The organism is Corallococcus sp. RDP092CA (assembly GCF_041903675.1).
In the GTDB taxonomy this organism is placed as follows: domain Bacteria; phylum Myxococcota; class Myxococcia; order Myxococcales; family Myxococcaceae; genus Corallococcus.
In genome coordinates this window covers 151,395-175,824 of the sequence record NZ_JAYESI010000005.1, presented here as the reverse complement: position 1 = coordinate 175,824, position 24,430 = coordinate 151,395, and the positions used below count along the sequence as shown (strand labels likewise).

The 24,430-nt window shown below is 72.1% G+C and carries 16 protein-coding genes, 1 pseudogene and 1 riboswitch; of the genes and pseudogenes, 11 read left to right on the top strand and 6 right to left on the bottom strand.

Annotated elements, in window-relative coordinates; genetic code table 11:
• Positions 1 to 5: 5 nt before the first annotated feature.
• The gene (locus U8525_RS08250) at positions 6 to 1,613 is read right to left on the bottom strand and encodes an MXAN_6577-like cysteine-rich protein (protein WP_374263435.1); all 1,608 of its coding nucleotides are present in this window, start codon (positions 1,611 to 1,613) and stop codon (positions 6 to 8) included.
• On the bottom strand, positions 1,594 to 3,594 hold the full coding sequence (locus tag U8525_RS08245) for a TonB-dependent receptor plug domain-containing protein (RefSeq protein WP_374263432.1): 2,001 nt from the start codon (positions 3,592 to 3,594) through the stop codon (positions 1,594 to 1,596). The genes U8525_RS08250 and U8525_RS08245 overlap by 20 nt, the downstream gene beginning before the upstream one ends.
• Before the next feature lie 48 nt (positions 3,595 to 3,642).
• A riboswitch (cobalamin riboswitch) is annotated at positions 3,643 to 3,878 on the bottom strand.
• A gap of 389 nt (positions 3,879 to 4,267) precedes the next feature.
• On the opposite strand from U8525_RS08245, the gene U8525_RS08240 reads away from it, so the two are divergent.
• The 7 genes from U8525_RS08240 (at position 4,268) to U8525_RS08210 (ending at position 12,263) form a co-directional block, all read left to right on the top strand.
• The gene (locus U8525_RS08240; protein ID WP_374263717.1) at positions 4,268 to 4,510 is read left to right on the top strand and encodes a hypothetical protein; all 243 of its coding nucleotides are present in this window, start codon (positions 4,268 to 4,270) and stop codon (positions 4,508 to 4,510) included.
• Between the two features lie 29 nt (positions 4,511 to 4,539).
• Complete coding sequence (locus U8525_RS08235; protein WP_374263715.1) at positions 4,540 to 4,860, top strand: ComEA family DNA-binding protein; 321 nt, start codon at positions 4,540 to 4,542, stop codon at positions 4,858 to 4,860.
• A gap of 273 nt (positions 4,861 to 5,133) precedes the next feature.
• Positions 5,134 to 5,691, top strand: a complete 558-nt coding sequence (locus U8525_RS08230; RefSeq protein WP_374263429.1) for a MarR family winged helix-turn-helix transcriptional regulator — start codon at positions 5,134 to 5,136, stop codon at positions 5,689 to 5,691.
• A 228-nt stretch (positions 5,692 to 5,919) separates the two neighbouring features.
• Positions 5,920 to 9,060 (top strand): DUF4175 family protein, encoded by a 3,141-nt coding sequence (locus tag U8525_RS08225; RefSeq protein ID WP_374263426.1) that lies wholly within the window; start codon positions 5,920 to 5,922, stop codon positions 9,058 to 9,060.
• Complete coding sequence (locus U8525_RS08220; RefSeq protein ID WP_374263423.1) at positions 9,057 to 10,829, top strand: peptidase MA family metallohydrolase; 1,773 nt, start codon at positions 9,057 to 9,059, stop codon at positions 10,827 to 10,829. Before U8525_RS08225 ends, U8525_RS08220 begins: the two co-directional genes overlap by 4 nt.
• A gap of 335 nt (positions 10,830 to 11,164) precedes the next feature.
• Positions 11,165 to 11,905 carry a DUF4142 domain-containing protein gene (locus U8525_RS08215; protein ID WP_374263420.1) on the top strand — a complete coding sequence of 247 codons (741 nt, stop codon included), beginning with the start codon at positions 11,165 to 11,167 and terminating at the stop codon, positions 11,903 to 11,905.
• Between the two features lie 79 nt (positions 11,906 to 11,984).
• Entirely contained in the window at positions 11,985 to 12,263 is a 279-nt protein-coding gene (locus U8525_RS08210) for a hypothetical protein (RefSeq protein WP_374263417.1), read from the top strand.
• A gap of 55 nt (positions 12,264 to 12,318) precedes the next feature.
• On the opposite strand, the gene U8525_RS08205 is transcribed toward U8525_RS08210, so the two are convergent.
• Positions 12,319 to 14,349: a prolyl oligopeptidase family serine peptidase gene (locus U8525_RS08205; RefSeq protein ID WP_374263414.1), complete on the bottom strand. Its 2,031-nt coding sequence runs from the start codon at positions 14,347 to 14,349 to the stop codon at positions 12,319 to 12,321.
• Positions 14,350 to 14,532: 183 nt separating this feature from the next.
• On the opposite strand from U8525_RS08205, the pseudogene U8525_RS08200 reads away from it, so the two are divergent.
• Positions 14,533 to 15,096, top strand: a pseudogene (locus U8525_RS08200) (DsbA family protein); the annotation flags it as partial.
• Between the two features lie 9 nt (positions 15,097 to 15,105).
• On the opposite strand, the gene fliB reads toward U8525_RS08200, so the two are convergent.
• Both fliB and U8525_RS08190 read right to left on the bottom strand, forming a co-directional pair.
• A complete protein-coding gene (fliB, locus tag U8525_RS08195) occupies positions 15,106 to 16,359 on the bottom strand; it encodes a flagellin lysine-N-methylase (protein WP_374263411.1) in 1,254 nt (417 codons plus the stop codon).
• 9 nt (positions 16,360 to 16,368) lie between these two features.
• Positions 16,369 to 19,986, bottom strand: coding sequence for a TIGR02266 family protein (locus U8525_RS08190; RefSeq protein ID WP_374263409.1), 3,618 nt, complete (start codon positions 19,984 to 19,986; stop codon positions 16,369 to 16,371).
• Positions 19,987 to 20,165: 179 nt separating this feature from the next.
• Here U8525_RS08190 and U8525_RS08185 point away from each other — a divergent pair, with 179 nt between their 5' ends.
• Together U8525_RS08185 and U8525_RS08180 are read left to right on the top strand one after the other, a co-directional pair.
• The gene (locus U8525_RS08185) at positions 20,166 to 20,963 is read left to right on the top strand and encodes a hypothetical protein (protein WP_374263406.1); all 798 of its coding nucleotides are present in this window, start codon (positions 20,166 to 20,168) and stop codon (positions 20,961 to 20,963) included.
• Positions 20,964 to 21,024: 61 nt separating this feature from the next.
• A complete protein-coding gene (locus U8525_RS08180) occupies positions 21,025 to 21,684 on the top strand; it encodes a glutathione S-transferase family protein (RefSeq protein WP_374263403.1) in 660 nt (219 codons plus the stop codon).
• A gap of 25 nt (positions 21,685 to 21,709) precedes the next feature.
• Here U8525_RS08180 and U8525_RS08175 read toward each other — a convergent pair whose 3' ends face one another.
• Positions 21,710 to 22,990: a hypothetical protein gene (locus U8525_RS08175; protein WP_374263400.1), complete on the bottom strand. Its 1,281-nt coding sequence runs from the start codon at positions 22,988 to 22,990 to the stop codon at positions 21,710 to 21,712.
• Between the two features lie 411 nt (positions 22,991 to 23,401).
• Between U8525_RS08175 and U8525_RS08170 the strand changes: the two genes are divergently transcribed.
• On the top strand, positions 23,402 to 24,430 hold the full coding sequence (locus U8525_RS08170) for an AAA family ATPase (RefSeq protein ID WP_374263397.1): 1,029 nt from the start codon (positions 23,402 to 23,404) through the stop codon (positions 24,428 to 24,430).

Genomic DNA, 24,430 nt, shown 5'->3' with positions numbered 1-24,430 from the left:
ATGCCTCACGGCACCGCGACGATGTCGATGGCATTGGACACCTGGCGCCGGGGGTCCACCGGACACGCATCCAGCGCCGGGCCCGCCGCCTGAGGCGTGGAGTTGCCGCGCCGCTCGACGAGCTGGCCGTCGCGCACCTCCACCACGAACACGCGGCCCGCGTTCACGTCCGTGACGTACACGGCGTTGCCCACCACCGCGAGCCGTCCGCCCACCGCGAGGTCGCAGCCGTTCTCCGGCCCCCCGGTGCAACCCGGCGACAGCGCATACGAGGCCACCGGCTGGTCATCCTTCACCAGCACCAGCCCCGTGGCCTTCACCGCCTTCGCCCGGTAGCCGCTCGTGGTGTCGAACACCGCCTCGCCCAGGCAGCTCACCACCAGCTGGTCTCCCACCTCCATCACGTCGCCCGCGTTGAGGCAGTCCTTCGCGCCCAGATCGATGGCCCGCACCCCGCCATCCGCTGGGTCGATGCGCGCGAGCATCCCGGGCCCGTTGGGCAGGTAGTCATTCGCGGGGTTCAGGTTGGTGAGCGCCACGTAGACGCCCGCGTCCACCGACACCGCCGCGTACGGGAGCGCCATCGTCGTCCCGCCATCGAAGGACTTCAGGTCCAGGCCCGTGAGCGGCAGGGTGTCCACGAGCCGGGGGTGTTCCGGATCGCTCACGCTGACGCGCGCCACGGCGTTGCCCTGCTTGAAGTCGGAGCCGGCCGTGCCGAACAGCGGGATGTAGAACGTGTCGCCGCGCTTCGCGATGACCTGCGGGCTGGTGTTGGCGCCCAGGTTCACCTGCCCCACCGTGCGCAATCCCAGCCCTCCGCCCTGCGAAGCCCCTTCCCGCTTGAGCACCTGGAGCGTGTTGTTGACCGAGTCGAGGACATACACATACGGGGGGTCCACCAGGATGTCATTGGGCGAGGACGCCACCGCGCCCAGCGAGTCCTCCTCCGCCACCGTCCCCAGCGCCCCCGCCGGAGCCTGCGACAGCACCGCGCGCGCCGCGTCCGCCGCCAGCACCACGCCATCCCAGGCCGCCAGCGACTGCACGCCCGAGCCGAACTGCCGCCGGGGCCCCATCCGGTCCGTCCCCGCCTGGATGCCCACCAGTTGCCCGTTGGTGTAGCAGGCCGTCACCACGTCATACATGCAGCGGCCCGCGTGGCAGGACTGCACGTCCGGGCACACCGTGCCGCAAGCGCCGCAGTTGAGCGAATCCTCCGCGAGCACGACGCAGCTGTCCCCGCACCGCTCGGCGCCAGCGGAGCAGCCCTCGCGGCAGGTGCCGGCTTCACAGACCTGCCCGGAGGAGCACGCGGCGCCACAAGCGCCACAGTTCAGCGGGTCGCTCATGAGCGCGACGCAGGCGTCACCACAGACCTCCGTGCCCGGCTGGCAGCCGCACGCGCCCGCCTGACACGTCTCTCCCGCGCCGCACGCGGTGCCACACGCGCCGCAGTTCGACGGGTCGCCCTGGAGGTCCACGCACTCGGCGCCACAGACGCTCAGGCCCGTCGTGCACAGGACCTTCTCCTCCGGGCAGCCGGTGAGGAGCGCCGCCGCCAGGGCCGACAGCAACAGCGCGAACCGCGCATCAGGGAGGGGACGCGACATGGGAATCCTCCGGAGGAGATGGGTCGAGCGCCACGGCGAGCGTCACGTAGGCGGCGCGGCCGGGCAGCGGCATGCCGGTGTAGTCGGCGGTCCGCGCATCGAGCAGGTTCTTCACGTCGAACGACACGGTGAGGTCCGGCCGGTGCAGGAAGGTGCTGGAGGCGCCCACGCTCACCCAGGTGCGCGAGGGCAGTGACAGCCGCGCCTCGCCCACGCGGTTGATCAGCTGCGCGGACTGGACGAGCACCTCCGCGCGGCCGTTGAGCCAGCCCGGCCCCACGCGCAGCCGCCCCACCCACTTGTGGCGAGGGCGATACGGCAGCTCCTTGCCGAAGTAGCGCGGGTCACCGTAGCGGTTCTGCGTGCGGGTCCACGCGTAGCTGCTGGTGGCGGTGAGCCACGCGCGCGGTCGGGCCTCCAGCTCCACCTCCGCGCCCCACACTCGCGCGGCGGCGAAGTTGTAGGGCTTGGCGAGCATGGGCGGGTACAGCTCGTAGGCGATGAGGTTCTCGTACACCGCCGCGAAGCCGCCCGCGGTGACGCTCCAGGCGTCATCGCGCCACAAGGCCGCGGCGTCCACGGACAGGGCGCGCTCGGGCTTGAGCTCCGGGTTGGGCAGCAGCAGGCCCTGGCGGATGTAGAGCTCCAGGAACGACGGCGCGCGGTGGGACTGGCCCGCGTTGGCGCGCACGCCGAAGCCGTGGCCCAGGTCCACGCTCGCGCCCAGCTTGGGCGACAGGAGCGAGAAGCGCCCCACGCGCTCCACGCGCAGCGAGGGCACGAGCTTCAGGCGCTCGGAGAACAGGGACAGCTCGTCCATGGCCATGACGCTCGCGCGCCACCAGGACGCGGCCTGCGCGCCCACGGCCTGCGTGACGGACTCCGACGACCCGGCGAGCGTGACGGCGAGCGCGTGGGGTCCCCACACCGCGCGCCCCTCCACCTCCACGCCGCCCACGGTGTAGCGCTGCGCGCCGGAGTCCACGCCGGTGGTGCCGCCGGTGACGTCCAGCCAGTCGCGGCGGAAGAAGCCGCGAGCGCTGCCCTCGCCCGTGTCCCCGAAGGGCCGTGCCCAGCGAGCGCCCAACGACAGGCGCGTCTGGTCCTGGCGGCGGGACACGGTGGGGTTCTGCACGGTGCCCGCGAGCGCGCGGTCCTCCAGCGACACCTCCGCCAGCACGTCCACGCGTCCGCCGCCGTCCAGCCCGTGCCGGTACTTCAGGAGCGCGCCGCCGCCGCGAGCGTCATTGCGCGTGCGCACCTCCTGCGTGAGCGGGTTGTCGTCGAGCGCGGGCAGCTCATCCACGCGGTAGCTGAAGTCCCCCTGGGAGCGGCCGCCGTGCAGCAGCACCAGCGCCTGACCGTCGAGCAGCGCGCCCGACGCGGCGACGTGGGCCATCACGGTCTCGAAGCTGCCGTAGGTGACCTCGCCGCTGGAGAGCAGCCGCGACGAAGGCGCGCGGGTGACGAGGTTGACCGCGCCGCCCAGGCCGCCCGCGCCGTAGCGGGCCCCGGCCGCGCCGCGGAGGATCTCCATGCGCTCCAGCAGCGCGACGGGGATGAGCGACAGGTCCGCGACGCCGCCCGCGCCGTTGAGCGGAATGCCGTCCAGGAACACGAGCACGCCGTTGGAAGACGCGCCGCGCACCACGAGGCTCTTGCTCTGACCGTAGCCGCCGGAGTCCTGCACGACGAGGCTCGCGGAGCCGCCGAGCAGCTCCGCGGTGTCGCGAGCCTCGCCCGCGCGTTCGCGGGCATCGATGACGGTGATGGCGCCGGTGGGATCGCGGCGGCGGGCGGCGTCGACGGGGGCCTCGGAGACGTCCTTGCCGATGACCTCGACGGTGGGGAGGACGAACTCAGGGAGGGGCGTCTCGCTGGCCTCGGCCTCGGGCGCAGGCGTTTCCTGCCCGGCCTGGGCCTGCGCCTGGAAGCTGAGCACCAGGCCCATGAAGGCCCGGGCGAGAAGCGAGCGCCACATGCTCCGCCTTCCGCTCTCTCCGTCGAAGAGAGAAGGCCTCACGGCAGGACCGCTGCCGCACCCCCGGGCAGGTCTCCTGGCTCACGGGCTCCAGACGTGGGCGCACGCTGCGCCCTTCTGGAAGGAACCCTCCACCTTCCCCTCGCCGGAGCGAAAGTGGTGACAGCCGAGGCTTCCGGCCCTGGACCTCAGGGCAACCCGTTCACAGTGGCGGGACCGCGCCGGACTCGCACCGGCTTCCCTCTTGAAGGCCCGGCATGGGCACCCAAGGGCCCGGTCCTTCTAGGAGGTCACCCCCAGCCCGTCAAGGCGCGGTCCGTGGGGTCCCCCCACTTGTCGCAGCAGTGCTGTGACAATCTCAGCGCCGGGAACCACAGTGGCAAACTGAGCCAACAGGCAGCGCTCTACCCGCTGCCCCTGGTATGCATCCAATTGTCTCCGCACTGCGGAGACAATCTCCCGACTCTCACCGCGCAAGACCCGCGCTGGAGCATCCGCGCCCATCCCCGGGCGTGGACGCCGCGCACACCGCCGCACGGGTGCGCTGACATGACCTCAGAGGAACACGCCGCTGGCACGCGGGCTGCTCAAGCCCGGACGCGACCTCAGGCGGTCGAGCCAGCGAGGTGCCCGGGCCGTGGTGGCCCGGGAGTCTGAAGGGGGAAGCGTGTCGATGCTGATGGCGGGGAAGCGGTTGGCGGTGTTCTCCATCCGCGAGGGCAAGGGCGGGAGCATCTGGGTGCGCGCGGGCAGCGCGTTCGTCAACAAGGACGGCTCGCTCAACGTGCTGCTGGACGTGCTGCCCCTGGACGGGAAGCTGCACGTGCGCGAGGCGGCGGAGAAGCGCGACTCCGCGGCCAGCAGCCGCTTCGGGGGCGAGCCCTCGCTGGAGGCGGGCGTGGGGGGCCACTCGTGAAGTGGGCCTGGGGATGGGTGTTGGGCTGCATGCTGATGGGGCCGGGGCGCGCGGACGCCGCCAGCCCGCGCATGCAATACGTGGGGGTGGTCAACCTGAATGAGGCCACGGCGGCGGAGCTGGACCTGCTGCCGGGCGTGGGTGAGAAGGCGGCGCAGCGCATCCTCGAGCACCGCAAGAAGCGGCCCTTCGGGCGCATCGAGGAGCTGGTCCGGGTCAAGGGCTTCGGAAAGAAGAAGTTCCTCAAGCTGAGGGCCCACCTGGCCCTCACCGGCCCCACGACGCTCAAGGTCGAGCAGGTCCCCGCCCCCCCGCCGCCGGGAAGGGAGGGACCCGCCACGAACCCATGACAAATACAACCTTTGGTTGATTCAGGCTCACGGGGGCCGCCATTCCCGGGTCCCGGCATGTCCGGGGACGGCGGCCCTCTCTGGCTGGGATGACACACCCGGCCACCCGCTCGCGTCATGCCACCCCCCAAGGCCCCCGGCCGGGCAGCCCCGTCCGGCCGCGAGCATCCCTTCCGGATTTTGCTGGAACCCCCAAGCCGACGCGCTAGGACACGCCCATCTTTGGACCACATCAGAAAGACAGGGAGGCCGGCGGTGAGGGAGGATGCGCCCATGAAGGACACACACGCCCCGGAGTCGATTCCAGGCTCGGAAGGCAGCAAGTCCCGGGGCCCGCAGCATCAACAGTTGGGTGAGGTGCTGGAGTTCATGCGCCTCCTGTGGGCCGTGGATCACGGCCTGCAGTCCACGTCCAAGCGGATGGAGTCCACGCTGGGGCTCACCGGCCCGCAGAGGCTGGTCATCCGGCTGGTCGGACGCTTCCCGGGCATCACCGCCGGCACGCTCGCCAACATCCTCCACGTGCACCCCAGCACGCTCACCGGCGTGCTCAAGCGCCTGGAGAAGCGCGGGCTGCTGGAGCGCAAGTCGGATCCGCTCGACGGCCGCAAGGCCCTCTTCGCGCTCACCGACTCCGGCCGCGTGCTGGACATCCCCTCCGAGGGCACCGTCGAGGCCTCCGTGCAGCGCGTGCTCGCCCGCCTGCCCCGCGACCGCATCCTCTTCACCCAGGAAGTGCTCAAGACCCTCGCCGAGGAGCTGGGCGGCCTCTCGGCGAGCATGGAGGACGCCCCGGCGGCCTCCCAGACCAAGCCTTCCGCCGAGGGCTGAGCGCCCGCCCCCTGCCCTCCCGGCCGGACGGGGAGGGCACCGGTGCCCCCTCCGCGTTGTCCCCAGAACCCTGCCGTCCGCCCCTCCTTCGCGCGGCGGACACAGGGGCGCCATTTCCTGTCGCCCGCCCCGGCGTTGCACGCGCGAAGACGGCGGGAGTGGGCCACAATTGGGAAATAGCCCGCCCCCTCCGGGGTTGGCTCGCGACCGACGAGCGGACAAGCCAGCGTGAACCTCGAGACACCGCAGAGCCCCACCCCCGAGCCGCCGCCCCCGCCGCCTCCGGCTCCGCCGCCCCAGGCCCGGCGCGAAGCGCGCTCCCGCGGCGTGGTGGACCTGCTCGCCCAGGTGCGCACCCGCCAGCGGCGCCAGCTGTGGGCCCAGGGCGTCCTGCTGGGCGCCGTCGCGGCCCTCGTGCTCCTGTTCGCCACCGGCCTCCTGGGCCGGGCGGCGCCGGGGCTGGCCCAGGCGCTGCTGTGGCTCGCCGTGCCGGTGGGCGCGGCGGTGGCGTACGTCTTCGGCGTCGTGCTCGCGCACCGGCAGGTGGGCGACGACGCGCGCACCGCCCGGCTCGTGGGCCAGCGCCGCCCGGAGCTGTCGCTGGACGTGCTCGCGGCGGTGGAGCTGGCCCGCGAGCGCCGCGAGGAGGCCGGCTGGTCCCCCCAGCTCGCGGACGCGTTCCTCCAACAGATGGACGAGCGGGCCCGCACGGTGGACCCCCGGCTCGTGGTGGACCGCCAGCCCCTGCGCCGCGTGGCCCTGGCGTCCGGCTGCGCCGTGCTGCTGCTCGCGGTGCTGCTGTTCTTCGTGGGCGGCCGGTGGGCCGCGGGCTGGAAGCACCTGCGCGAGCAGGCCTCGCGCCCGGAGACCGCCGCGCAGGCGGAGCCCATCACCGGCGACATCGAGCTCACCTACCGCTACCCCGCGTACACGGGCCTCGCGCCGCGCACCGTGCCCGGCACCAACGGCGAGGTCAGCGCGCCCGCCGGCACCGAGGTCGCGCTGAAGACGCGCTCGGACCGCCCCATCGAGCGCGCGGAGGTCGTCGTCAACGGACAGACGCTGCCCCTCACCGTCACCAGCGGCCGCGAGCTCCAGGGCAGCTTCGTGGCGAAGCAGGGCGGCCACTACCACTTCGTCTTCTACGGCGCGCGCGCGAAGCCGCTCGCGGTGGGCCCGGACCTCCCCCTCACCGTGGAGGCAGACAAGGCGCCCCAGGTGACGCTGCTCACGCCGTCCACGGAGATCGAGGTCGACCCCGGCCAGACCGTGACGCTCAAGTACGAGGCCACCGACGACTACGGCCTGTCCGGCCTGGCGCTGGTGTACCGCATGCCCGGCGCGAAGCAGGAGGCGCGCGTGCCCCTGCCGCGCGAGGACAGCCGCCGCAGCCGGGGCACCTTCCGCTGGGACCTGGGCCCGCTCAAGCCCGCCCCCGGCGACCGCATCACCTACTACGTGGAGGCGAAGGACAACGACGCGGTGGAGGGCCCCAAGAAGGGCGTCAGCCGCACGCAGACCCTGCGCGTCTACAGCGCCGCCGAGCACCGCCGCGCCGCCCTGGAGAAGGCGGAGGCGCTGTGGGGCCGGCTCGTGGACCACCTGGCGGACCGCCTGGAGGGCCCCGACCGAGCAAAGCAGAAGGACGCGCAGGCGGTGGAGAGCGCGAAGTCCGTGGACTCGAGCGGCCAGCAGCTCGCGGACGACTTCCGCGCGCAGGGCAGCGAGCTGTCGCGCGAGAAGGACGTGCCCAAGGAGATCATCTCCGCGCTCCTGAACATCGGCGGGGACCTCAAGCGCAGCGTGGGCACCACCTCCGACTTCCGCCGCCTCTACCTGCGCACCCAGCGCGCGCGCGGCGAGGACTGGGGCACCGGCACCCGGCTCACCGCCGTGGTGGAGGACGAAATCGAGGGCCTGGAGCGCGACATCCTCTACCTGGAGTCGCTGCTGGACCGGCAGAAGCTGGAGGCGCTCCAGGAGCTGACGAAGCAGCTGGCCAACGACCGCCGCGACCTGTCGCGCCTCATCGAGCAGTTCAAGGCCAACCCGGACGAGGCCGCGCGCGAGCAGGTGATGCAGCAGATCCAACAGCTCAAGTCGCGCATCCAGGAGCTGATGCAGCGCATGGCCGAGCTGCGCAAGGGCATCCGCGACGAGCACCTCAACGCGGAGGCGCTGTCGGAGATGATGCAGCAGGAGGACATGCAGGGCGCCATGGACGAGGTCGAGCGCCTGATGCAGGAGGGCAAGGCGGACGAGGCCCTCGCGAAGCTCCAGGAGCTGGGCATGCAGATGGACGAGATGCTCGACTCCATGGACAAGTCCCAGGAGGACTTCGGCGCGGAGCAGTACCCGGAGCTGGCGGAGAAGTTCGGCAAGTTCATGGACGACCTGAAGGGCACCCTGGACGAGCAGCAGAAGGTCGCGGAGCAGACGCGCGCCCTGCGCGACCAGGCCCGCAGCCAGAACCGCGACCGGCTCAAGGAGAAGGGCCAGGCCCTCAAGGACGAGCTCGCGCGCAAGGTGCAGCAGGTGCAGGAGCACTACCAGAAGCTCGACCCGGGCCGGCTCAACAGCCGCGCGGCCCGCCCGCTGGAGGAGGCCCAGTCCGAGCTGCGCAACGTGGAGAACGCGCTCAAGGTGGACGACTTCGACCTCGCCGCCGAGTCCGCCGCCCGCGCGGAGGACGCCGCGCGCCAGCTGTCCAGCATGGGCGAGCAGCAGCGCCAGCTGGACGAGATGTTCGGCAACCCGCCGGAGGTGCGCCAGCAGTCCGCGAAGCTCGCGGAGCAGCTCAAGAAGGACGCGCGCGACGTGTCGGACGTGAGCCAGCAGCTCCAGAACCTCTTCCCGCCGCCGGGCTCGCAGCTGTCGCAGCAGGAGAAGCAGCAGCTCCAGCAGCTGGGCCAGCGCCAGCAGCAGCTGGAGCAGCGCGCGCAGGGCCTGCGCCAGCAGATGGAGGACATGGAGCAGACGGCGCCCCTGTTCGGGGAGGAGGCCGGCCAGCAGATGGAGGAGATTGGCCAGCGCATGGGCGAGGCCGCCCAGCGCATGCAGGGCCGCGACCCCGGCCGCGGCTACGGTGAGCAGCAGGCCGCCATGGAGGGCCTCAAGCGCTTCCAGCAGCAGATGCAGCAGAGCCAGCAGGGCCGCAAGGGCGGCCGCGGGCTGCCCATGCCCATGGGCTCCGGCCGCCGCCAGGAGGGCAACGGCCGCGACCCGCAGGACAAGGTGGAGCTGCCGGACGAGGACGCGTTCCAGGCGCCTCGCGAGTTCCGCAAGGACCTGCTGGACGCGATGAAGCAGGGCGCGCCGGAGAAGTACCGCGAGCAGGTGAAGCGCTACTACGAGGAGCTGGTGAAGTGAGCCGCCGCACGCACGCGACCATTCCCTGCCTGGGCGCCCTGTGCGCCCTGCTGCTCGCCGCCCCCGCGGCCCTCGCGCAGCCGCCCGACGCGGCCCTCAAGGAAGAGGTGAAGCAGCGGCTGGGCAAGGTGGAGCAGTCGCTGGACGACTGGGACGTGGGCGCCGCCCGCCGCGAGCTGGCCGAGGTCGAGAAGCGCGTGCCGTCCGAGCTGGAGCCCCTCAAGTACTTCCAGGGGCGCGTGGCCTTCGAGGACGGCCAGTACGACGACGCGGTGACGCTGCTGGAAGGCGCCAACATCGAGGACAAGCCGGGCAGCTACCTGCGGCTGGCCAAGGACACGCGCGCCATCGTCAAGGACCACCAGCGCGCGGAGAGCGAGCACTTCATCTTCTTCTACCCCAAGGGCAAGGAGGAGATCCTGGTGCCCTACGCGCTGGAGACGCTGGAGGCCATCCACCGCGCGCTCGCGGAGGACCTGGGCTGGACGCCGCCGGGCAAGGTGCGCGTGGAGGTGGTGAACAACGCGCGCGAGCTGTCCCGCGTCAGCACGCTGACGGAGAAGCAGATCCGCACCACCGGCACCATCGCCATCTGCAAGTTCAACAAGCTGATGGTCACGAGCCCCAAGGCCGTGGCGCAGGGCTACGACTGGCAGGACACGCTGGCGCACGAGTACGTGCACCTGGTGGTCAGCCAGCTGTCCCACAACACCGTGCCCATCTGGCTGCACGAGGGCCTGGCCAAGTTCCTGGAGTCGCGCTGGCGCGGCAAGGGCGGGCTCGCCATGACGCCCTCCACGCAGGCGCTGCTGGGCAAGCGCGTGAAGGAGGACAAGCTCATCCCCTTCGAGAAGATGCACCCCTCCATCGCCATGCTGCCCACGGCGGAGGACGCGGCCACCGCGTTCGCGGAGGTGTTCTACGCCATCGACTACATCCACGGCACCAAGGGCACCGCGGGCCTGCGCACCCTGTTGCAGGAGCTGAAGGCGGGCCAGCCGGACAAGAAGGCGGTGGAGGCGGCGACGGGCATGCCCTTCCCCCTCTTCGAGAAGACGTGGCTGGCCTACGTGAAGAAGCAGCCCTTCCCGCAGGAGCTGGTGCCGCGCGACGACCGCGTGGTGCTCAAGGAGGACGCCAAGGGGGAGAAGAAGGACAGCGAGAAGAAGGGGCGTGAGATCTCCTTCGGCGGCTTCGCCGAGGTGACCGAGGTCCCCGCGCGCAAGTTCGCGCACCTGGGCGAGGTGCTGCGCGAGCGCAACCGCGTGAAGGCCGCCGCGGAGGAGTACGCGCGGGCGCACAAGCTGGTGGGCGACAAGTACGAGTCCGTCTCCAACAAGTTCGCGCTCGCGCTCCTGGAGCTGCGCCGGCTGGATGAAGCGGAGGCCGTGCTGCGCGGCTCGCTGCGCATGCACCCGGGCTCGCCCTCCACCAACGTGCACCTGGGCCGCATCCTGCTGTTCCGCAAGGACTACCCGAAGGCGAAGACGGCGTACCTGGAGGCGCTGGCCTCGGACCCGTTCGACCCTGAGATCCACGTGGCCCTCACGCGCATCCACGGCGCGCTGGGGGAGACGGCGCTCGCGTCGCGCACGCGCGTGGCCGCCGCCAACCTCACGGGCCTCAAGCCCGACGACGTGGACCGCGCCGCCCAGGCCTTCCTGCGCGCGGAGGACGAGCTGTCGGAGACGAAGAACGTCCCGGCCGGCACGCCCGACGCCCCGAAGCCCGCCCCGGCGCCGAAGCCGGCGCCGCGCCCCGCGAAGTAGCCCTCCTCCCCGGCGGCCAGCCAGCCGGGGCTCCGCCTCCGCTCCCTTCCCGCCTTCGGGGGATGCCTGGCTTTCCGGGCACGAGGAGGACGGGATGGCGCTCCCAGACAGTCGTGCGGTGCTGAACGTCCGCGTCCGCGCCCGGGGGGCAGTGGCGGTGTCCACTGGCGCACCGGCGCGGAGGTGCAACGTGAAGTGGCACACGTCCTCCTCCCCACCCACTGGGTCCGCTGTCGCGCCCTGCTCCAACGTGCGCCGCGCGGATCCGGGAGCGTGTCCGGTCCACCGGCCTTGTCCCGCCTCACTCCCGAGGCCTTGAAAAGGAGCTGCACCCCATGAAGCGCACCCTGCACGGAGTCACCCTCGCCGCGGTCCTCCTCACCGGCGGCGTCTCGCTGGCCCAGAACGTCACGTCCCCCAACCCCGCGCCCGGCAAGACGACCCCCGCCGCGAAGGGCACGCTGGAGTTCAAGGGCTTCGAGGCCCCTGCGGACCCGAAGGCCTTCCTGGAGCGCGTGCACCACATCAACCAGACGGAGATCAAGCAGGCGAAGCTCGCGCAGCAGAACTCGCAGAACCCGGACGTGAAGAGCTACGCGCAGGCGATGATCGACGCGCACACGACCACCGACCAGAAGGTCATGGCCTATGCGAAGTCGCAGAACATGAAGCTGGCGGAGACGCCCACGCCCGCCAACACCCTGGAGAAGAAGGCCATGGCCGCGGACAAGGCGGACATGGAGAAGCTCCAGGCGCTGAAGGGCGCGCCGTTCGACTCGGCCTATATGGCCGGCCAGGTGGCCGCGCATGACGCCGCCATTGGCGAGGTGATGGCCGCCCAGCACGGCATGAACGCCACGGGCGAGCTGGCCACGCTGCTCACGAACCTCACCCAGGAGCTGCCCAGGCACCGCGACATGGCCTACCAGACCCTCGGCAAGCTGGACGAGGCCATGGGCGTGGGCGGCGCCGGCATGCAGGGCAGCACCATGGACCACGGCGCCACGGGCGCGACGACGGGCAGCTCCATGAGCGGCGCCTCGGGCACCCCCAGCGGTGCGACGAAGACGAAGTAATCCAGCCGTGATGAAGCACGGAGCGCCTCCCCTGAAGTGGATTCACGGGAGGCGCCTTCCGCGTGCATAGTGCCGGGCCATGTCACGACTGATTGCCCTGGCCTCCTGCGTCTCCGTGCTGCTCCTCACCGGCTGCTCCAACGACGCCGACGCCATCTGCGACTACCGCAAGGAGTGCTTCGACGCGGACCTGGATACCGGCAAGTGCGCCGAGAAGATCGGCGCCTGGGAGGACGAGAAGGAGAGCGAGCAGGACGCCCGCCGCGCGCGCACCGCGGAGTGCTCGCAGTGCCTCTCCGACCGGACGTGCTCGGAGGTCCTCGCCAACTGCATCGACGACTGCTTCGGCATCCCCTGAGGGGTGCGGGCGCCCCTGGGGCCTTGCGCCCCAGGGGTCCCTCCTCGCGGAGGCGCTACTTGCGCGTCCAGCGGTCCAGCCAGCCCAGCACCTCGTCGTGCCACTGGATGCTGTTCTGCGGCTTGAGCACCCAGTGGTTCTCGTCCGGGAAGTACAGGAAGCGGGACGGGATGCCCCGGCGCTGGAGCGCGGTGAAGGTGGAGATGCCCTGCGTGTCCACCACGCGGTAGTCCCTGCCGCCGTGGATGACGAGCATGGGCGTCTTCCACTTCGCCACCTGGTTCACCGGGTTGAACTGCTCATACGCCTCCGGCTTCTCCCACGGCAGCGCCTTGTGCTCCCACTCGGGGAACCACAGCTCCTCGGTGTCGTAGTAGGCGGCGCGCTCGTCGAAGATGCCGTCGTGGTTCACCAGGCACTGGAAGCCGTCCGCCCAGCTGCCGGCGATCCAGTTGATCATGTACCCGCCGTAGCTGCCGCCCAGCGCGCACCGCTTCGTCTTGTGGATGAAGGGGTACTTCTGGAGCGCGGCACCGAGGCCCTTCTTCAGGTCCTCCAGCGGCTTGCCGCCCCAGTCCCCCGCGATGGAGTCCGTGAAGGCCTGGCCGTAGCCGGTGGAGCCGTGGAAGTCGATCATCACCGCCACGTAGCCGCGGCCCGCGTACACCTGCGGGTTCCACCGGTAGTGGAAGTGGTTGCCGAAGCTGCCCTGCGGCCCGCCGTGGATGAGGAAGGCCAGCGGGTACTGGCGCTTCGGGTCGAAGTCCACGGGCTTCACCACGTAGCCGTGCACCGTCTCGTTGTTCCAGCCCGGGAAGCTGAACTGCTCGAAGGCGCCGAACTTCAGGCCCGCGAGCGCCTCCTGGTTCACCTGGGTGAGCTGGCGGGCGCCGGTGCCGTCCGCCTTCATCGCGTACAGGTCCGACGGCGAGTCCAGGTCATCCAGCGCGTAGACGACCTGGCCGTCCGCCGCGGGCTGGGGGGCGTCCGCGCTGCCGCCCTGCGTGAGGCGGCGCGCCTTGCCGGAGGCCACGTCCAGCGCGAACACCGCGTTCTGCCCCACGTCGTTGGCGGTGGTGTAGAGCGTGGCGCCGTCGTGGCTCCACGCGAGCGAGCCGGCGGAGCGGTCCCAGTCCTGGGTCAGCACGCGCTCCTGGCCGCCCGGCCACGTGCGCAGGATGACGCGGAAGCGGTCGGACTCGTAGCCGGGGCGGGACATGGCCACGTACGCGAGCGTCTTGCCGTCCGGGCTGAACACGGGGCTCGTGTCCGTGGCGCGGTTCTTCTCCGTGAGCTTGCGCGGCTTCGTCTTGCCGTCGATGGGCGCGAGGAACAGGTCCAGGTCGGTGGACCACGGCTCGGTGGTGCCCACGTCGCGCGCGGCGAAGACGAGGCCCTTGCCGTCCGGCGTGAAGGTGAACTCCTCCGCGCCGCCAAAGGGCTTGCTGGGCGCGTCCGCGTCCATGCCCTTCATCACGTCCACGGCCGTGCCGCCGGCCACGGGGACGACGAACAGGTGCGAGCGCGTGCCGTCCCGCCAGGTGTCCCAGTGCCGCGCGAAGAGCTGATCATACGCGCGGCCGGTGGTCTTCTTCTTGGAGGCCTCCGCGGCGCGCAGGGTGTTGCACGCGAGGTCCGCGCAGGCCGGGCGCACGTCCAGCGCCACCGCCAGCCGCTGGCCGTCGCGCGACAGCGCGAAGCTGTTCACGTCCAGGGGCAGCTTCGTGACGGGGAGCGGCTCGCCGCCGTCCACGGGCAGGCGCCACACCTGCGAGGAGCCGCCGCGCGACGACAGGAAGAAGAGGCTCTTGCCGTCCGGCGCCCAGACGGGGTCGCTGTCGCTGTCCGGGTGGGAGGTGAGCTGGCGCGGCGCGGAGCCGTCCAGGTTGACGAGCCACAGGTCGGTGCGGCCGCGGTTCATCTCCAGGTCGGTGGAGCGCAGGACGTAGGCCACCTGCCGTCCGTCGGGCGAGACGCGCGGGCTGCTGAGCCGGCGCAGCGTGACCAGGTCCTGTTGATTGAACGGATGGGGCGCGGACGCGGGGCTTGCGCCGAGCGCCAGGGCCGCGAGGAGCGACAGGGGCACGGGGAGGTTCCTCCGGAGAGATGGAACCCGGACCGTGCCCTCGGGAGGACGGGCTGTCCACCGATGGATGCGGGCCCCAGTGGAATGGGTGGAAGGCCCTGACGCGCGGTGCTAGAGATTCCGCCCATGAGCGCACCCATCGTCGTCCACGTCTGGTCCGACTTCGTTTGACCCTGGTGTTACGTCGGCCTCGGTGAGGTCGAGAAGCTGAAGAAGGAATACGACGTCCAGGTGGAGTGGCACCCCTACTTCCTGCGCCCGGAGACGCCTCCGGAAGGGCTGCCGCTGCCCGAGTACGTGCGCCAGGGGATGAAGGACCCCAACAACCCGCTGAAGCTCCGCGCCGCCAGGGCCGGGCTGACGCTGGTGCAGCGGGACCTCATCCCGTCCACGCGCCGCGCGCACGAGGCGGCGGAGTACGCGCGCGCCCAGGGCAGGCTGGAGCCCTTCCAGGCGGCCATCCTGCGGCGCTACTGGAGTGAAGGTCAGGACCTCTGGCAGTGGGACACGCTGCGGGCCGCGGGCGTGGAGGCCGGGTTGGATCCGGACGCGCTCCAGCGCGCGGTGGAGGAAGGCCGCTACCGGCAGCTCGTGGAGGCGTCCGTGCGCGAGGCCCAGGAGATGGGCATCCGCGCGGTGCCCACCTTCATCCTGGGCGACCGGCTGGCCATCCAGGGCGCGCACGAGTACCCGTCCTTCCAGCGGGCCATGCAGCAGCTGGGCGCGAAGCCGAGATCGCAGGGCTGAGCGCGGGCGCTACAGGCCCTTCACCAGGATGAGCAGCCGCGCGAAGGTCTCCGGGCCCTCGCCGGCCAGCCCCCGGGCGAAGTCCAGGAACGTGGGCGCCTGCTCCACGTGCTTGGCGACGACCTGGAACGCCTCCACGGCGGCGGCGTCCAGCGCGGCCACGGGCGTGCCGGGCGCGTCCAGCAGCGCCACCACGGCGGGGTGCCCGAGCAGCACCCAGCGCACCACCGAGGCGCGCAGCACGAGCAGGAACACGGCGTCCAGGAGGCTCTCGGCCTCGGTGAACGGGTGGCGCAGGACGTGGTTGAGCGCGTGGTGCAGGAAGTACTGGTGCACGCGCTCGCCGTGCAGGGACTCCAGGGCGGAGCGCCGGGCGGCGTGGAGCCGCCATGCTTCGTCAGGCCCCGTCTCCGCGCCACCGTAGGACGCGCGCACGTCGCCCATGAGGGCGAGGAAGCGCGGGCTGCCGACAGCGGCCTCGCGTGAGCGGAGCACGGCGGCGCAGATGCCGGCCCACGGGCCTCCGGGCAGCTCCAGCGCGTCGAGCTGCGCGCGCAGCGTCGCCAGGGTCTCCGCGGAGTCGTACCCAGCGAGGATGCGCGCGAGCCGCTCCGGGGCTTCAGGACCGAAGGACGCCGTCCCCGGGAAGTAGAAGTCCCCCAGGTCCAGCGCCATGCGGCCCAGCGCGAACAGGCGCGCGGCGAGCGGGACCTCGCGCCGGTTCAGGAGCCGCAGCATCGCCTCGCGCACGGCGTCCGCGTGGGCCGTCCACGCGTCGTCCCCCGACGCCACCTGCCGGGCGACCTGGGGGCGCAGGGCCTGCTCCTCGGGCACGGGCTCGCGCACCAGCGCGTCCTCCGCCAGCAGGCACAGTCGCGCCGTCTCCGGACACGCGAGCGACCCGGCCATCTCCACCTGCGCGCCCCAGCGCGTGAGGACCCGGGGAAAGACGGAGCAGCCATCCGGCAGCACCGCTTCACCGTACCGGCGCTGGAGCGAGCACAGCTTCGCTTCATCCAGGAAGGCGCAGTGTCCGTCCGCGCGCTTGCCCAGGAGGCCGGCCTGCTGGCCCGTGGCTCCGTCCGGGTTCGGCTGGATGAGCGCCGCGACGCGCGCCTCGTCCGGCGTGCCCGCGACCTTCTGGCGCAGCAGGCTCCAGCGCGACTCGCTGATGGGCACGGTGAGCCCCGCGCAGCAGGTGTCCTCGCACGCTTCCGCGATGCAGCGGAAGCGCGCCATGTAGCGGGGGGCGGAGGCGGTCATGGGGCCAGTCTACTTGCGGCCCAGCGCCTTCTTCACGAAGCCCCAGAAGCGACCGGCGCGCTCCTTGAGGTCCGCGCCCCGGCGCTCCTCGGCGGCGTTCACCGCCTCCTTGCTCACCTGGAGCTGCCGCTGGAGCTCCTCCGGCGAGTAGCGCGTGGCGAGCGTCGCCTTCACCTCCTTGCGCGTCGAGTACTCACGCGCCTCCACGTGCAGCACGCATTCGGAGTCGAGCTTCAGCGTCACGGCCACGCGCACGGAGCCCTTGGGGCCCCGCGGCAGGCCTTCCATGCGCACGGTGCCCAGGTACTCGTTGGCGGAGATGTGGTTGTCCTCGCCCTGGAAGACGGACAGCTCCATCCGCTCCTCGTTGTCCTGCGACGTGCTGATGGCGAACGAGCGCTGCGTGGGCAGCGGGCTGTTGCGCTCGATGACGCGCTTGAAGCCGCCCCCGGGCATGGCCACGCCAATGGTCATGGGCAGCACGTCGATGAGCACCACGCTGCTCACCTTGTCCACCGAGCCCGAGTACAGCGCCGCGCCCAGCGCCACGGCCTCGTCCGCGTTGACGCTCGCCTGCGCGTTCTTGCCGAACAGGCCCTTGAGCTTGTCGCGCACCAGCGGCATGCGGCTCATGCCGCCCACCAGGATGATGTCGTCCACCTCCGAGGCCTTCAGCTTGGCGTCCAGCAGCACGTCGCGCACCACGTCGATGGTGCGGTTGAGCAGCGGGTCGCAGATCTTCTCCAGCTCCTGGCGCGACATCGTCACGCGCAGGTCCCTCGGGCGGCCCGCGTCATCCATCATCAACATGGGGATGTGGGCCTCGAAGGTGCTGCGCTCGGACAGCGCCATCTTCGCGCGCTCGGCGGCGTCGCCCACGCGCGACAGGGCGATGCCGTCCCCGTTGAACGCGATGCCTTCCTTCTCCTGGAAGCGCTCCAGGAGGAAGTCGACGATGAGGTTGTCGAAGTCGATACCGCCCAGGAAGATATCGCCGCCGGTGCCCAGCACCTCGAAGACGTTCTTCTCGATGCGCAGGATGGTCGCGTCGAAGGTACCGCCGCCCAGGTCGTAGACGAGCACCTTCTTGTTGAGCTCGCGGTTGAGGCCGTACGCGAGCGCCGCGGACGTGGGCTCGTTGAGGATGCGCTCCACCTTGAGGCCGGCCATCGCGCCCGCCTTGCGGACCGCTTCACGCTGGGGCTCGGAGTAGTAGGCCGGCACCGTCACCACGGCGCGCTCCACCTTCTGGTTGAGGTGGGCCTCGGCCATCTCCTTGCACTCGCGCAGGATGATGCCCTGCACCTCCTCCAGCGACAGCACGTCGTTGCCCAGGCGCACGGCGGCGCGGCCCGCGGCGTCGGGGGTGATCTCGTAGTGGAAGCGCTCGCGCACCTGCTTCACCACGGCGCTTTCGTAGGGCCGGCCCACCAGGCGCTTCGCGCCGTAGATGGTCTGCGTGGGCCGAAGGACGAGCTGGTTCTTCGCGCGGTGGCTGACGAGCAGCTTGTTCTGCGCGCTCAGCGAGATGACGGACGGGATGGTGTTGTAGCCCTCGCGCGAGCGGAGGACGATGGGCCGGCCGTTGGACAGGAGCGCCACGCAGGAGTTGGTGGTGCCCAGGTCGATGCCGATGACCGCCCCCGTGCCGGACAGCGTCTGCGGCGGCGTGAGGTAGATGGGGCGCGGCTGGCCGTTGGCGTCCAGGGGAGGCGGCGCGGCGGCCACCGGCGCGGCGGCGGGCGCGAGCATGGCGGGGGCGCTCGGCGCGGCGGGCGCGGGCGGGGCCTGTCGCACGGAGGGGGGCAGCGTGCTCGGCGGGGGCTGCGGCGGAGGCGGGGCCACGGGCCGGGGACGTCCCGGAGAGGACACGGGCTCGCGCGCCAGCTCCAGCGGACCGTCGTCGTCGATGGACAGGTCCAGCTCGAACTCGGTGCTGCCGCCGGAGGAGCGCTGCGGCGCGGGGGGCTGCGGCGGCGCGGGCTGCTGCGGCGCGGCGCGGCCCCAGGAAGACGCCGCCTCCTGGGAGAGGTCGGGGGCGCGGCCCGCCGCGGGACGGTTGGCGAAGGAGCCGGGCTCCAGCGGCAGCTCACCGGGGGCGCGCGCGGCGGGATGCCCCGCAGCGGCTCCAGGCTCACGGCCCAGGCCCGGCGAGGCGGCACGGCCCGCCGGGGAAGCGGGTTCGAGCCCCAGCCCGGGCGCGGAACGCCCTGCGGCGGATCCAGGCTCACGGCCCAAACCCGGCGCGGCGGGACGACCGCCGGAGGAGCGCGGCTCGAGCCCCAGGCCCGGCGCGGCACGACCGGCGGACCCGGGCTCCAGTCCCAATCCAGGCGCACGGCCAGCAGCGGATCCGGGCTCCAGTCCCAATCCAGGCGCGGCGCGACCGGCGGCGGCTCCAGGCTCACGCCCCAGGGCCGGCGCGGCGGCACGGCCCGGCGAGGACGCGGGCTCACGCCCCAGCGGCGGCCGCTGACGGCCCGGCGACGACGTGGGCTCGCGCGCCAGCTCCAGCGGGTCGTCGTCCAGCGACGACAGGTCGAAGTCGAACTCGGCGCTGCCACCGGAAGACGGAGCGGGCGCCGGCGGCGGCGCGGCCGGCTTCACCGCGGGCGGAGGCGGCGGAGGGGCAGCTCGCTGCACCGGCGCCGGAGGCGCTGGCTCGGGGGCGAAGGCATCCGAGAAATCCAGCTCGAAACCACCCGCATCGCCCGCGCTCGACGCCGCGCTGTCCTCGACGGAGAGGCCCACCTCGATGGGCACCTCCTCCAGCGGCTCGCCCATGGCGATGGGCGCCTCCACGGCCGGAGCCTCGAACTCGAAGTCGAGCCCGGGCAGCGGTTCATCATCGCTCGACAGCACCCCCTGCACGGCAGGTGGAGGCGTGCCCGCGATGAGCTCGTCCAGCGGGATGTCCACGTCGTTCGCGGAGTCCGCCTGCGCCAGGCCCAGCTCCTCGTCCGGGGTCCCCAGCGAGAACGGCTCGTCCGCGCCGCCCAGGGACAGCGGCTCGTCCGCCACGGACGCGGGTGCATCCAGGTCATCGAACAGGGAGTCGAGCGCGGCACCTCCCGAAGCAGGACGCGCGGGCGGTGCGACGGCGGCGGGACGCGCGGAGGTGGCAGCGGGCCGGGGCGCGGTGGCCGCGGGAGCCGGCGCGGCAGCGGGCGGACGCACCGGCGCGATGCCCGGCACGGTCAATGGCGCGATGCCAGGCGAGGCCAGCGGCGCGATGCCCGGCGCCACGACCGGAGCAATGGACGGCAGCGGCGCGGCGACCGGCGCGGCCCCGCCCGCCTTGCGCTGGAGCATCATGTCCACGAGCGCGCGGCTCGCGGTGTCCAGCTCCAGGAACTGCAACCCCATGCCCGGAGGCCCCGCGGGGTCGTTCACCTCGCGCACCCAGCGCACGGTCGCGGCGCCCTGAAGCACGCGCACGCCGTTGGCGATCTGCACCTCGAAGCGCACGGGGGTGCCCACCGGCTGCGGCGTGCGCGAGCGGATGAACATGCCCCCGGGGCTGATGTTGGTGGCGAACTCCTCGGTGAAGCTCCCCACGGACTCATGCTTGAGCTTCACCAACAGACCGACCGACTTGCGGTCCGAGGTACGCCGACCTTGATCCATGGTTCGGCACTGTCGCGTCCGGAGGCCATTCCCTCAAGGGGGTTCTGGCCCCCTGCCCGTCCGGCCGGTTCCCGCTCAAGACCTCCAGGTGCGCGTCTGACTTACCTGTATGTCCCCGCTATCCTGGGGCTTCGTTTCTCCCAGGAAGCAGTCCGGGTCCCCTGGACGGGAGTCCTCCCATGAACGCGGTCCCCCATGTCGCCCCGGCTCCCCTGCACGCCCGATGGTTGGTGGACCGACGGCACGACCTGCTCTCCACGGTCGGGGGACTGGGCGCGAGCCTGGCGCAGATGGCGCTGCACGTGCTGGGCGGCGTGAGCGGGCCGCCGCTGTGGTGGGCGTGGGTGCTGCTCCTGGACGGACCGCACCTGTTCGCGACGGTGTCGCGCACGTACCTGGACGCTCGGGAGCGGAAGACGCGGGCGCGGCTGCTCTGGGGCAGCCTGGGCTGGTTCGCGGCGGGGCCGGCGGTGTTCGCGGCGTCGGTGCTGGCCGGGCAGCGCTGGCCGTTCGCGGTGTTCGTGACGCTGACGTCGCTGGTGTTCTGGCCGTCGGTGTCGCGCCGGATGGACTTCCTGATGTTCACCGTGGCGGTGACGGCGTTCCACAACGTGCAGTACCACGGCATCGTCTGGTTCTTTCACCGCAACCGCTACCACGCGGAAGGCGTGGACCGGTCCGCGTTCGGATGGGCGCCGAAGGTGAGCCAGCGCTTCATCGTCTACGCGCTCTGCGGGCTCGCCTTCACGCTGGCGTACCGGACGTTGGGCTGCGGCATGGGCGTGCACCCGGGCTGCGGCGCGTTCGACGCGAAGGTGGCGCTGGGCGGCGCGGGGCTCACGCTGCGCGACTTGATGGAAGGCTTCATCTGGGGCTTCGCGCTGCACCACTACTTCCTGGACCAGTACATCTGGCGCGTGCGCAGGGACGCGGGGCTCAACCAGGACCTCAAGCTGGGCACGGCGGGCCTTGCGTGAAGCCATCGAGGTGCGGTTCAACCACCTGCCAAACGCAAGCAGTTGACCAGAAAGGCCCTCGATGTCGCTCGCGCTCTACGGACACCCCTTCTCGTCGTACACGCAGAAAGTGCTCATCGCGCTGTACGAGAACGGCACGCCCTTCGAGTTCCGCTGTATCGGGCCGGACACGCCTCAGCACTCGGCCGAATGGCTGCGCCGCTGGCCGCTGCGCAAGTTCCCCATGCTGCTGGATGGCGAGCGCGACGTCGTCGAGACCAGCATCATCATCGAGTACCTCCAGCTCGTGCATCCCGGGCCCGTGCGCCTGCTGCCCGAGGATCCGAAGGCCGCGCTGGACGTGCGCTTCCTCGAACGCTTCTTCGACCTGCACGTGATGAACGCGGCCCAGCACGCCGTGGACGGCGCGCTGACGGGGGACGCCACGAAGCGCAAGGACGGCCTGGCCATGTCCGTGGAGAAGCTGGAGCGCGCCTACGGCTGGCTCGAAGGTCAGCTCGCCGGCCGGACCTGGGCCACGGGCGACGACTTCACGCTGGCGGACTGCGCCGCCGCGCCCTCCCTGTTCTACGCGGACTGGACGCACCGCATCTCCGAGTCCCATCCCCGGCTGCGCGCCTATCGCTCGCGGCTGCTGGCCCGCCCGTCCTTCGCCCGCGCGGTGAACGAGGCGCGGCCGTACCGGCCCCTGTTCCCCCTGGGCGCGCCGGACCGGGACTGAAGGTCCGGCGCAGGCGTCTCCCGAGTCAGGGCGTCACGCGCCGCAGGAACGCATCCTGGTTCCACGTGTCGCCCGCGCCGTCGCGCTGCCAGCCAGACACCACCAGCCCCGTGTCCGGCGCCGCCACCAGCGTCGTCGTCGCCAGCGAGCACGCGCCGCTCCCGCACGCCTCGGGCGCCAGCGTCTCCGTGCCCAGCAGCGCGCCGTCCGCCGCGTAGCGCGTGAGCGTGTTGCCGCACGCCGCCGCCACCGGGCCCGCGGCCTCCACCGCCGCCACCGTGCCCACGGACGCGGTGCCACACGTGGGCTGCTTCACCCAGCGCTCCTGCCCGTCCGCCGTCGCCGTCAGCACGAACGGCCCGCCCTCATCCAGGGCCACGCCGTTCCACAGCAGCAGGCCCACCGCCTCGCCCGCCACCGCCACCGTGCCGTCCGCGCCCACCGACACGGAGCCCACGCGCCCGTTCACGCCCGGCACCTCGCGGCCCCACGCCAGCGCCCCGTCCGCGCCGAACGCCAGCACCACGAAGCCGCCCGTGCCCCGCGCGTCGAACGTGTGCCCATCCACCGTCACCGGGCCCACCAGCCGCCCGGCCACCACCGACGTACCCGAGGCCGACAGCGCCACCGCCGACAGCAGCGTGCCCTCCTTCGCGCCATCGAACGTCTTCGTCCAGGCCACCGCGCCGTCCGCCGCGTAGCGCACCAGCTGGGGCGTATGGACCTCCGGCGTCCACTCCTCGCCCAGCGCCACCACGCCGCCCGCCGCGTCCGCCGCCACCGCGTAGACCTTCTGGCCCACGCGGTGCTGCCACTCGGGCGCGCCCGCCTGCGAGAACTTCACCAGGAAGCCGTCCTGCGCCTCGCCCAGCCCGAAGTCCGCCGAGTACAGGAACGCGTTGCCGGACAGGAACACCGCGCCGTCAGCTCCCGTGGAGCCCGCCACGCGCAGGTCCGACAGGCGGTTGCGCTCGAACTCCTTCGCCCACTGCTTCGTCCCGTCCGCCGAGTAGCGGGACAGCGTCAGCACCAGCCGCTCCCCGTCCACCTGCTCCCGGTCCTCATCCGAGCGCGGCGTGCCGGACGTCACCCACAGCACATCTCCGCTCCGCCCCACCGCCAGGCCCGCGCCCGTGTCGTCCTGCGGGCCGCCCTGCGTGAGCGACCAGGCGCTCGCCGCCGGGGCCGCGGGCCGGGGCGCCTCCGCCGTGGGCGCCTCCGCGGGCGCCTGGGTCCCCGCCGAGGGAGCGGCCGTCTCCGGCGCCGGCGCGGGGACCGCCTCCCGGGCTTCCGTACCGCCCGTCACATCCCCAGCTTCGTCCGCCGGAGCGCCACCACCACACGCAGTGCCACCCAGCCCGAGGAGTCCCGCGCCCAGAAGTGCCCACCCGCCCCAGCTGACCCGCCGCGCTGAACGCATGCCCTGCTCCCATGCCTGCCCTGCCCCAGCGCAGGTGCCTTGGGAACGTAAGCAGTGTGTCCACGGTGCGGCATTCCCCCCGCCCCGGAGGGAGCTGAAACAGGCCGGGGGGCGAACGGGGGACCGGGCGCGGGGTCGGGGGGACCCGCGGGCGTCCCGGCGGCGTCACGGCGGGGGCCCCCCTCCATCCCCCGCGGAATACCGGCGGACTGGAACGGTTGGCACCCCACGCTCGGGGCCCCAGGGCGACGGAAACCGTTGGTCCGCCCCCGCCGCGCCGACTAAGAGAACCCTTCCATGGAAAGCGCCGCCCCCGCCCCTCTCCCCCCGTCCGACGCCACCCCCGAGGACCTGCGCGCCGTCGAGGAGCTTGCCCAGGCCCGCAGCGCCATCGTCGAGCAGATTGAAAAGCGCGTCGTCGGTCAGCGGGACGTGGTGGAGCACCTGCTGATTTCGCTCTTCAGCCGCGGCCACTGCCTCTTCGTGGGCGTGCCGGGCCTGGCGAAGACGCTGCTCATCTCCACGCTCGCGGACGTGCTCAACCTGTCCTTCAACCGCATCCAGTTCACGCCGGACCTGATGCCCTCGGACATCACGGGCACGGACATCCTGGAGGAGGACAAGACCACCGGCCGCCGCGCGTTCCGCTTCATGCAGGGCCCGCTGTTCGCGAACATCATCCTCGCGGACGAGGTGAACCGCACGCCGCCCAAGACGCAGGCCGCGCTGCTCCAGGCCATGCAGGAGTACCGCGTCACCGCCGGCGGCCGCACGTACCCGCTGGAGCTGCCCTTCCTCGTCTTCGCCACGCAGAACCCCATCGAGCAGGAGGGCACCTATCCCCTCCCCGAGGCGCAGCTGGACCGCTTCATGTTCCTGGTGGACGTGGGCTACCCCACCGCCGAGGAGGAGGTGCAGATCGTCAAGAGCACCACCGCCGGCGCGCCGCCGAAGCTGGAGAAGATCCTCTCCCCCGAGCGCATCCTGGCCCTCCAGGAGCTGGTGCGCCGCGTGCCGGTGCCGGACCACGTGGTGCGCTTCGCCGTGGAGCTGGTGCGCCACACGCGCCCCAAGGAAGCGGGCGTGCCGGACTTCGTGGCGAAGAACGTGTCGTGGGGCGCGGGGCCTCGCGCCAGCCAGTACTTGGTGCTCGCGGCCAAGGCGCGCGCCATCCTCAACGGCCGCTTCGTGGCCACGGTGGAGGACGTGCGGGCGCTGGCGCGGCCCGTGCTGCGCCACCGCGTGCTGCCCAACTTCACCGCGGAGAGCGACGGCATCACGTCCGTGAAGCTCATCGACCAGCTCCTCACGGTGGTGAAGGGCTAG

Coding starts and splice junctions, on each gene's coding strand:
- U8525_RS08250 (WP_374263435.1), bottom strand. CDS start 1,613: ATGTCGCGTCCCCTCCCTGATGCGCGGTTCGCGCTGTTGCTGTCGGCC.
- U8525_RS08245 (WP_374263432.1), bottom strand. CDS start 3,594: ATGTGGCGCTCGCTTCTCGCCCGGGCCTTCATGGGCCTGGTGCTCAGC.
- U8525_RS08240 (WP_374263717.1), top strand. CDS start 4,268: ATGCTGATGGCGGGGAAGCGGTTGGCGGTGTTCTCCATCCGCGAGGGC.
- U8525_RS08235 (WP_374263715.1), top strand. CDS start 4,540: ATGCTGATGGGGCCGGGGCGCGCGGACGCCGCCAGCCCGCGCATGCAA.
- U8525_RS08230 (WP_374263429.1), top strand. CDS start 5,134: ATGAAGGACACACACGCCCCGGAGTCGATTCCAGGCTCGGAAGGCAGC.
- U8525_RS08215 (WP_374263420.1), top strand. CDS start 11,165: ATGAAGCGCACCCTGCACGGAGTCACCCTCGCCGCGGTCCTCCTCACC.
- U8525_RS08210 (WP_374263417.1), top strand. CDS start 11,985: ATGTCACGACTGATTGCCCTGGCCTCCTGCGTCTCCGTGCTGCTCCTC.
- fliB (WP_374263411.1), bottom strand. CDS start 16,359: ATGACCGCCTCCGCCCCCCGCTACATGGCGCGCTTCCGCTGCATCGCG.
- U8525_RS08190 (WP_374263409.1), bottom strand. CDS start 19,986: ATGGATCAAGGTCGGCGTACCTCGGACCGCAAGTCGGTCGGTCTGTTG.
- U8525_RS08185 (WP_374263406.1), top strand. CDS start 20,166: ATGAACGCGGTCCCCCATGTCGCCCCGGCTCCCCTGCACGCCCGATGG.
- U8525_RS08180 (WP_374263403.1), top strand. CDS start 21,025: ATGTCGCTCGCGCTCTACGGACACCCCTTCTCGTCGTACACGCAGAAA.
- U8525_RS08170 (WP_374263397.1), top strand. CDS start 23,402: ATGGAAAGCGCCGCCCCCGCCCCTCTCCCCCCGTCCGACGCCACCCCC.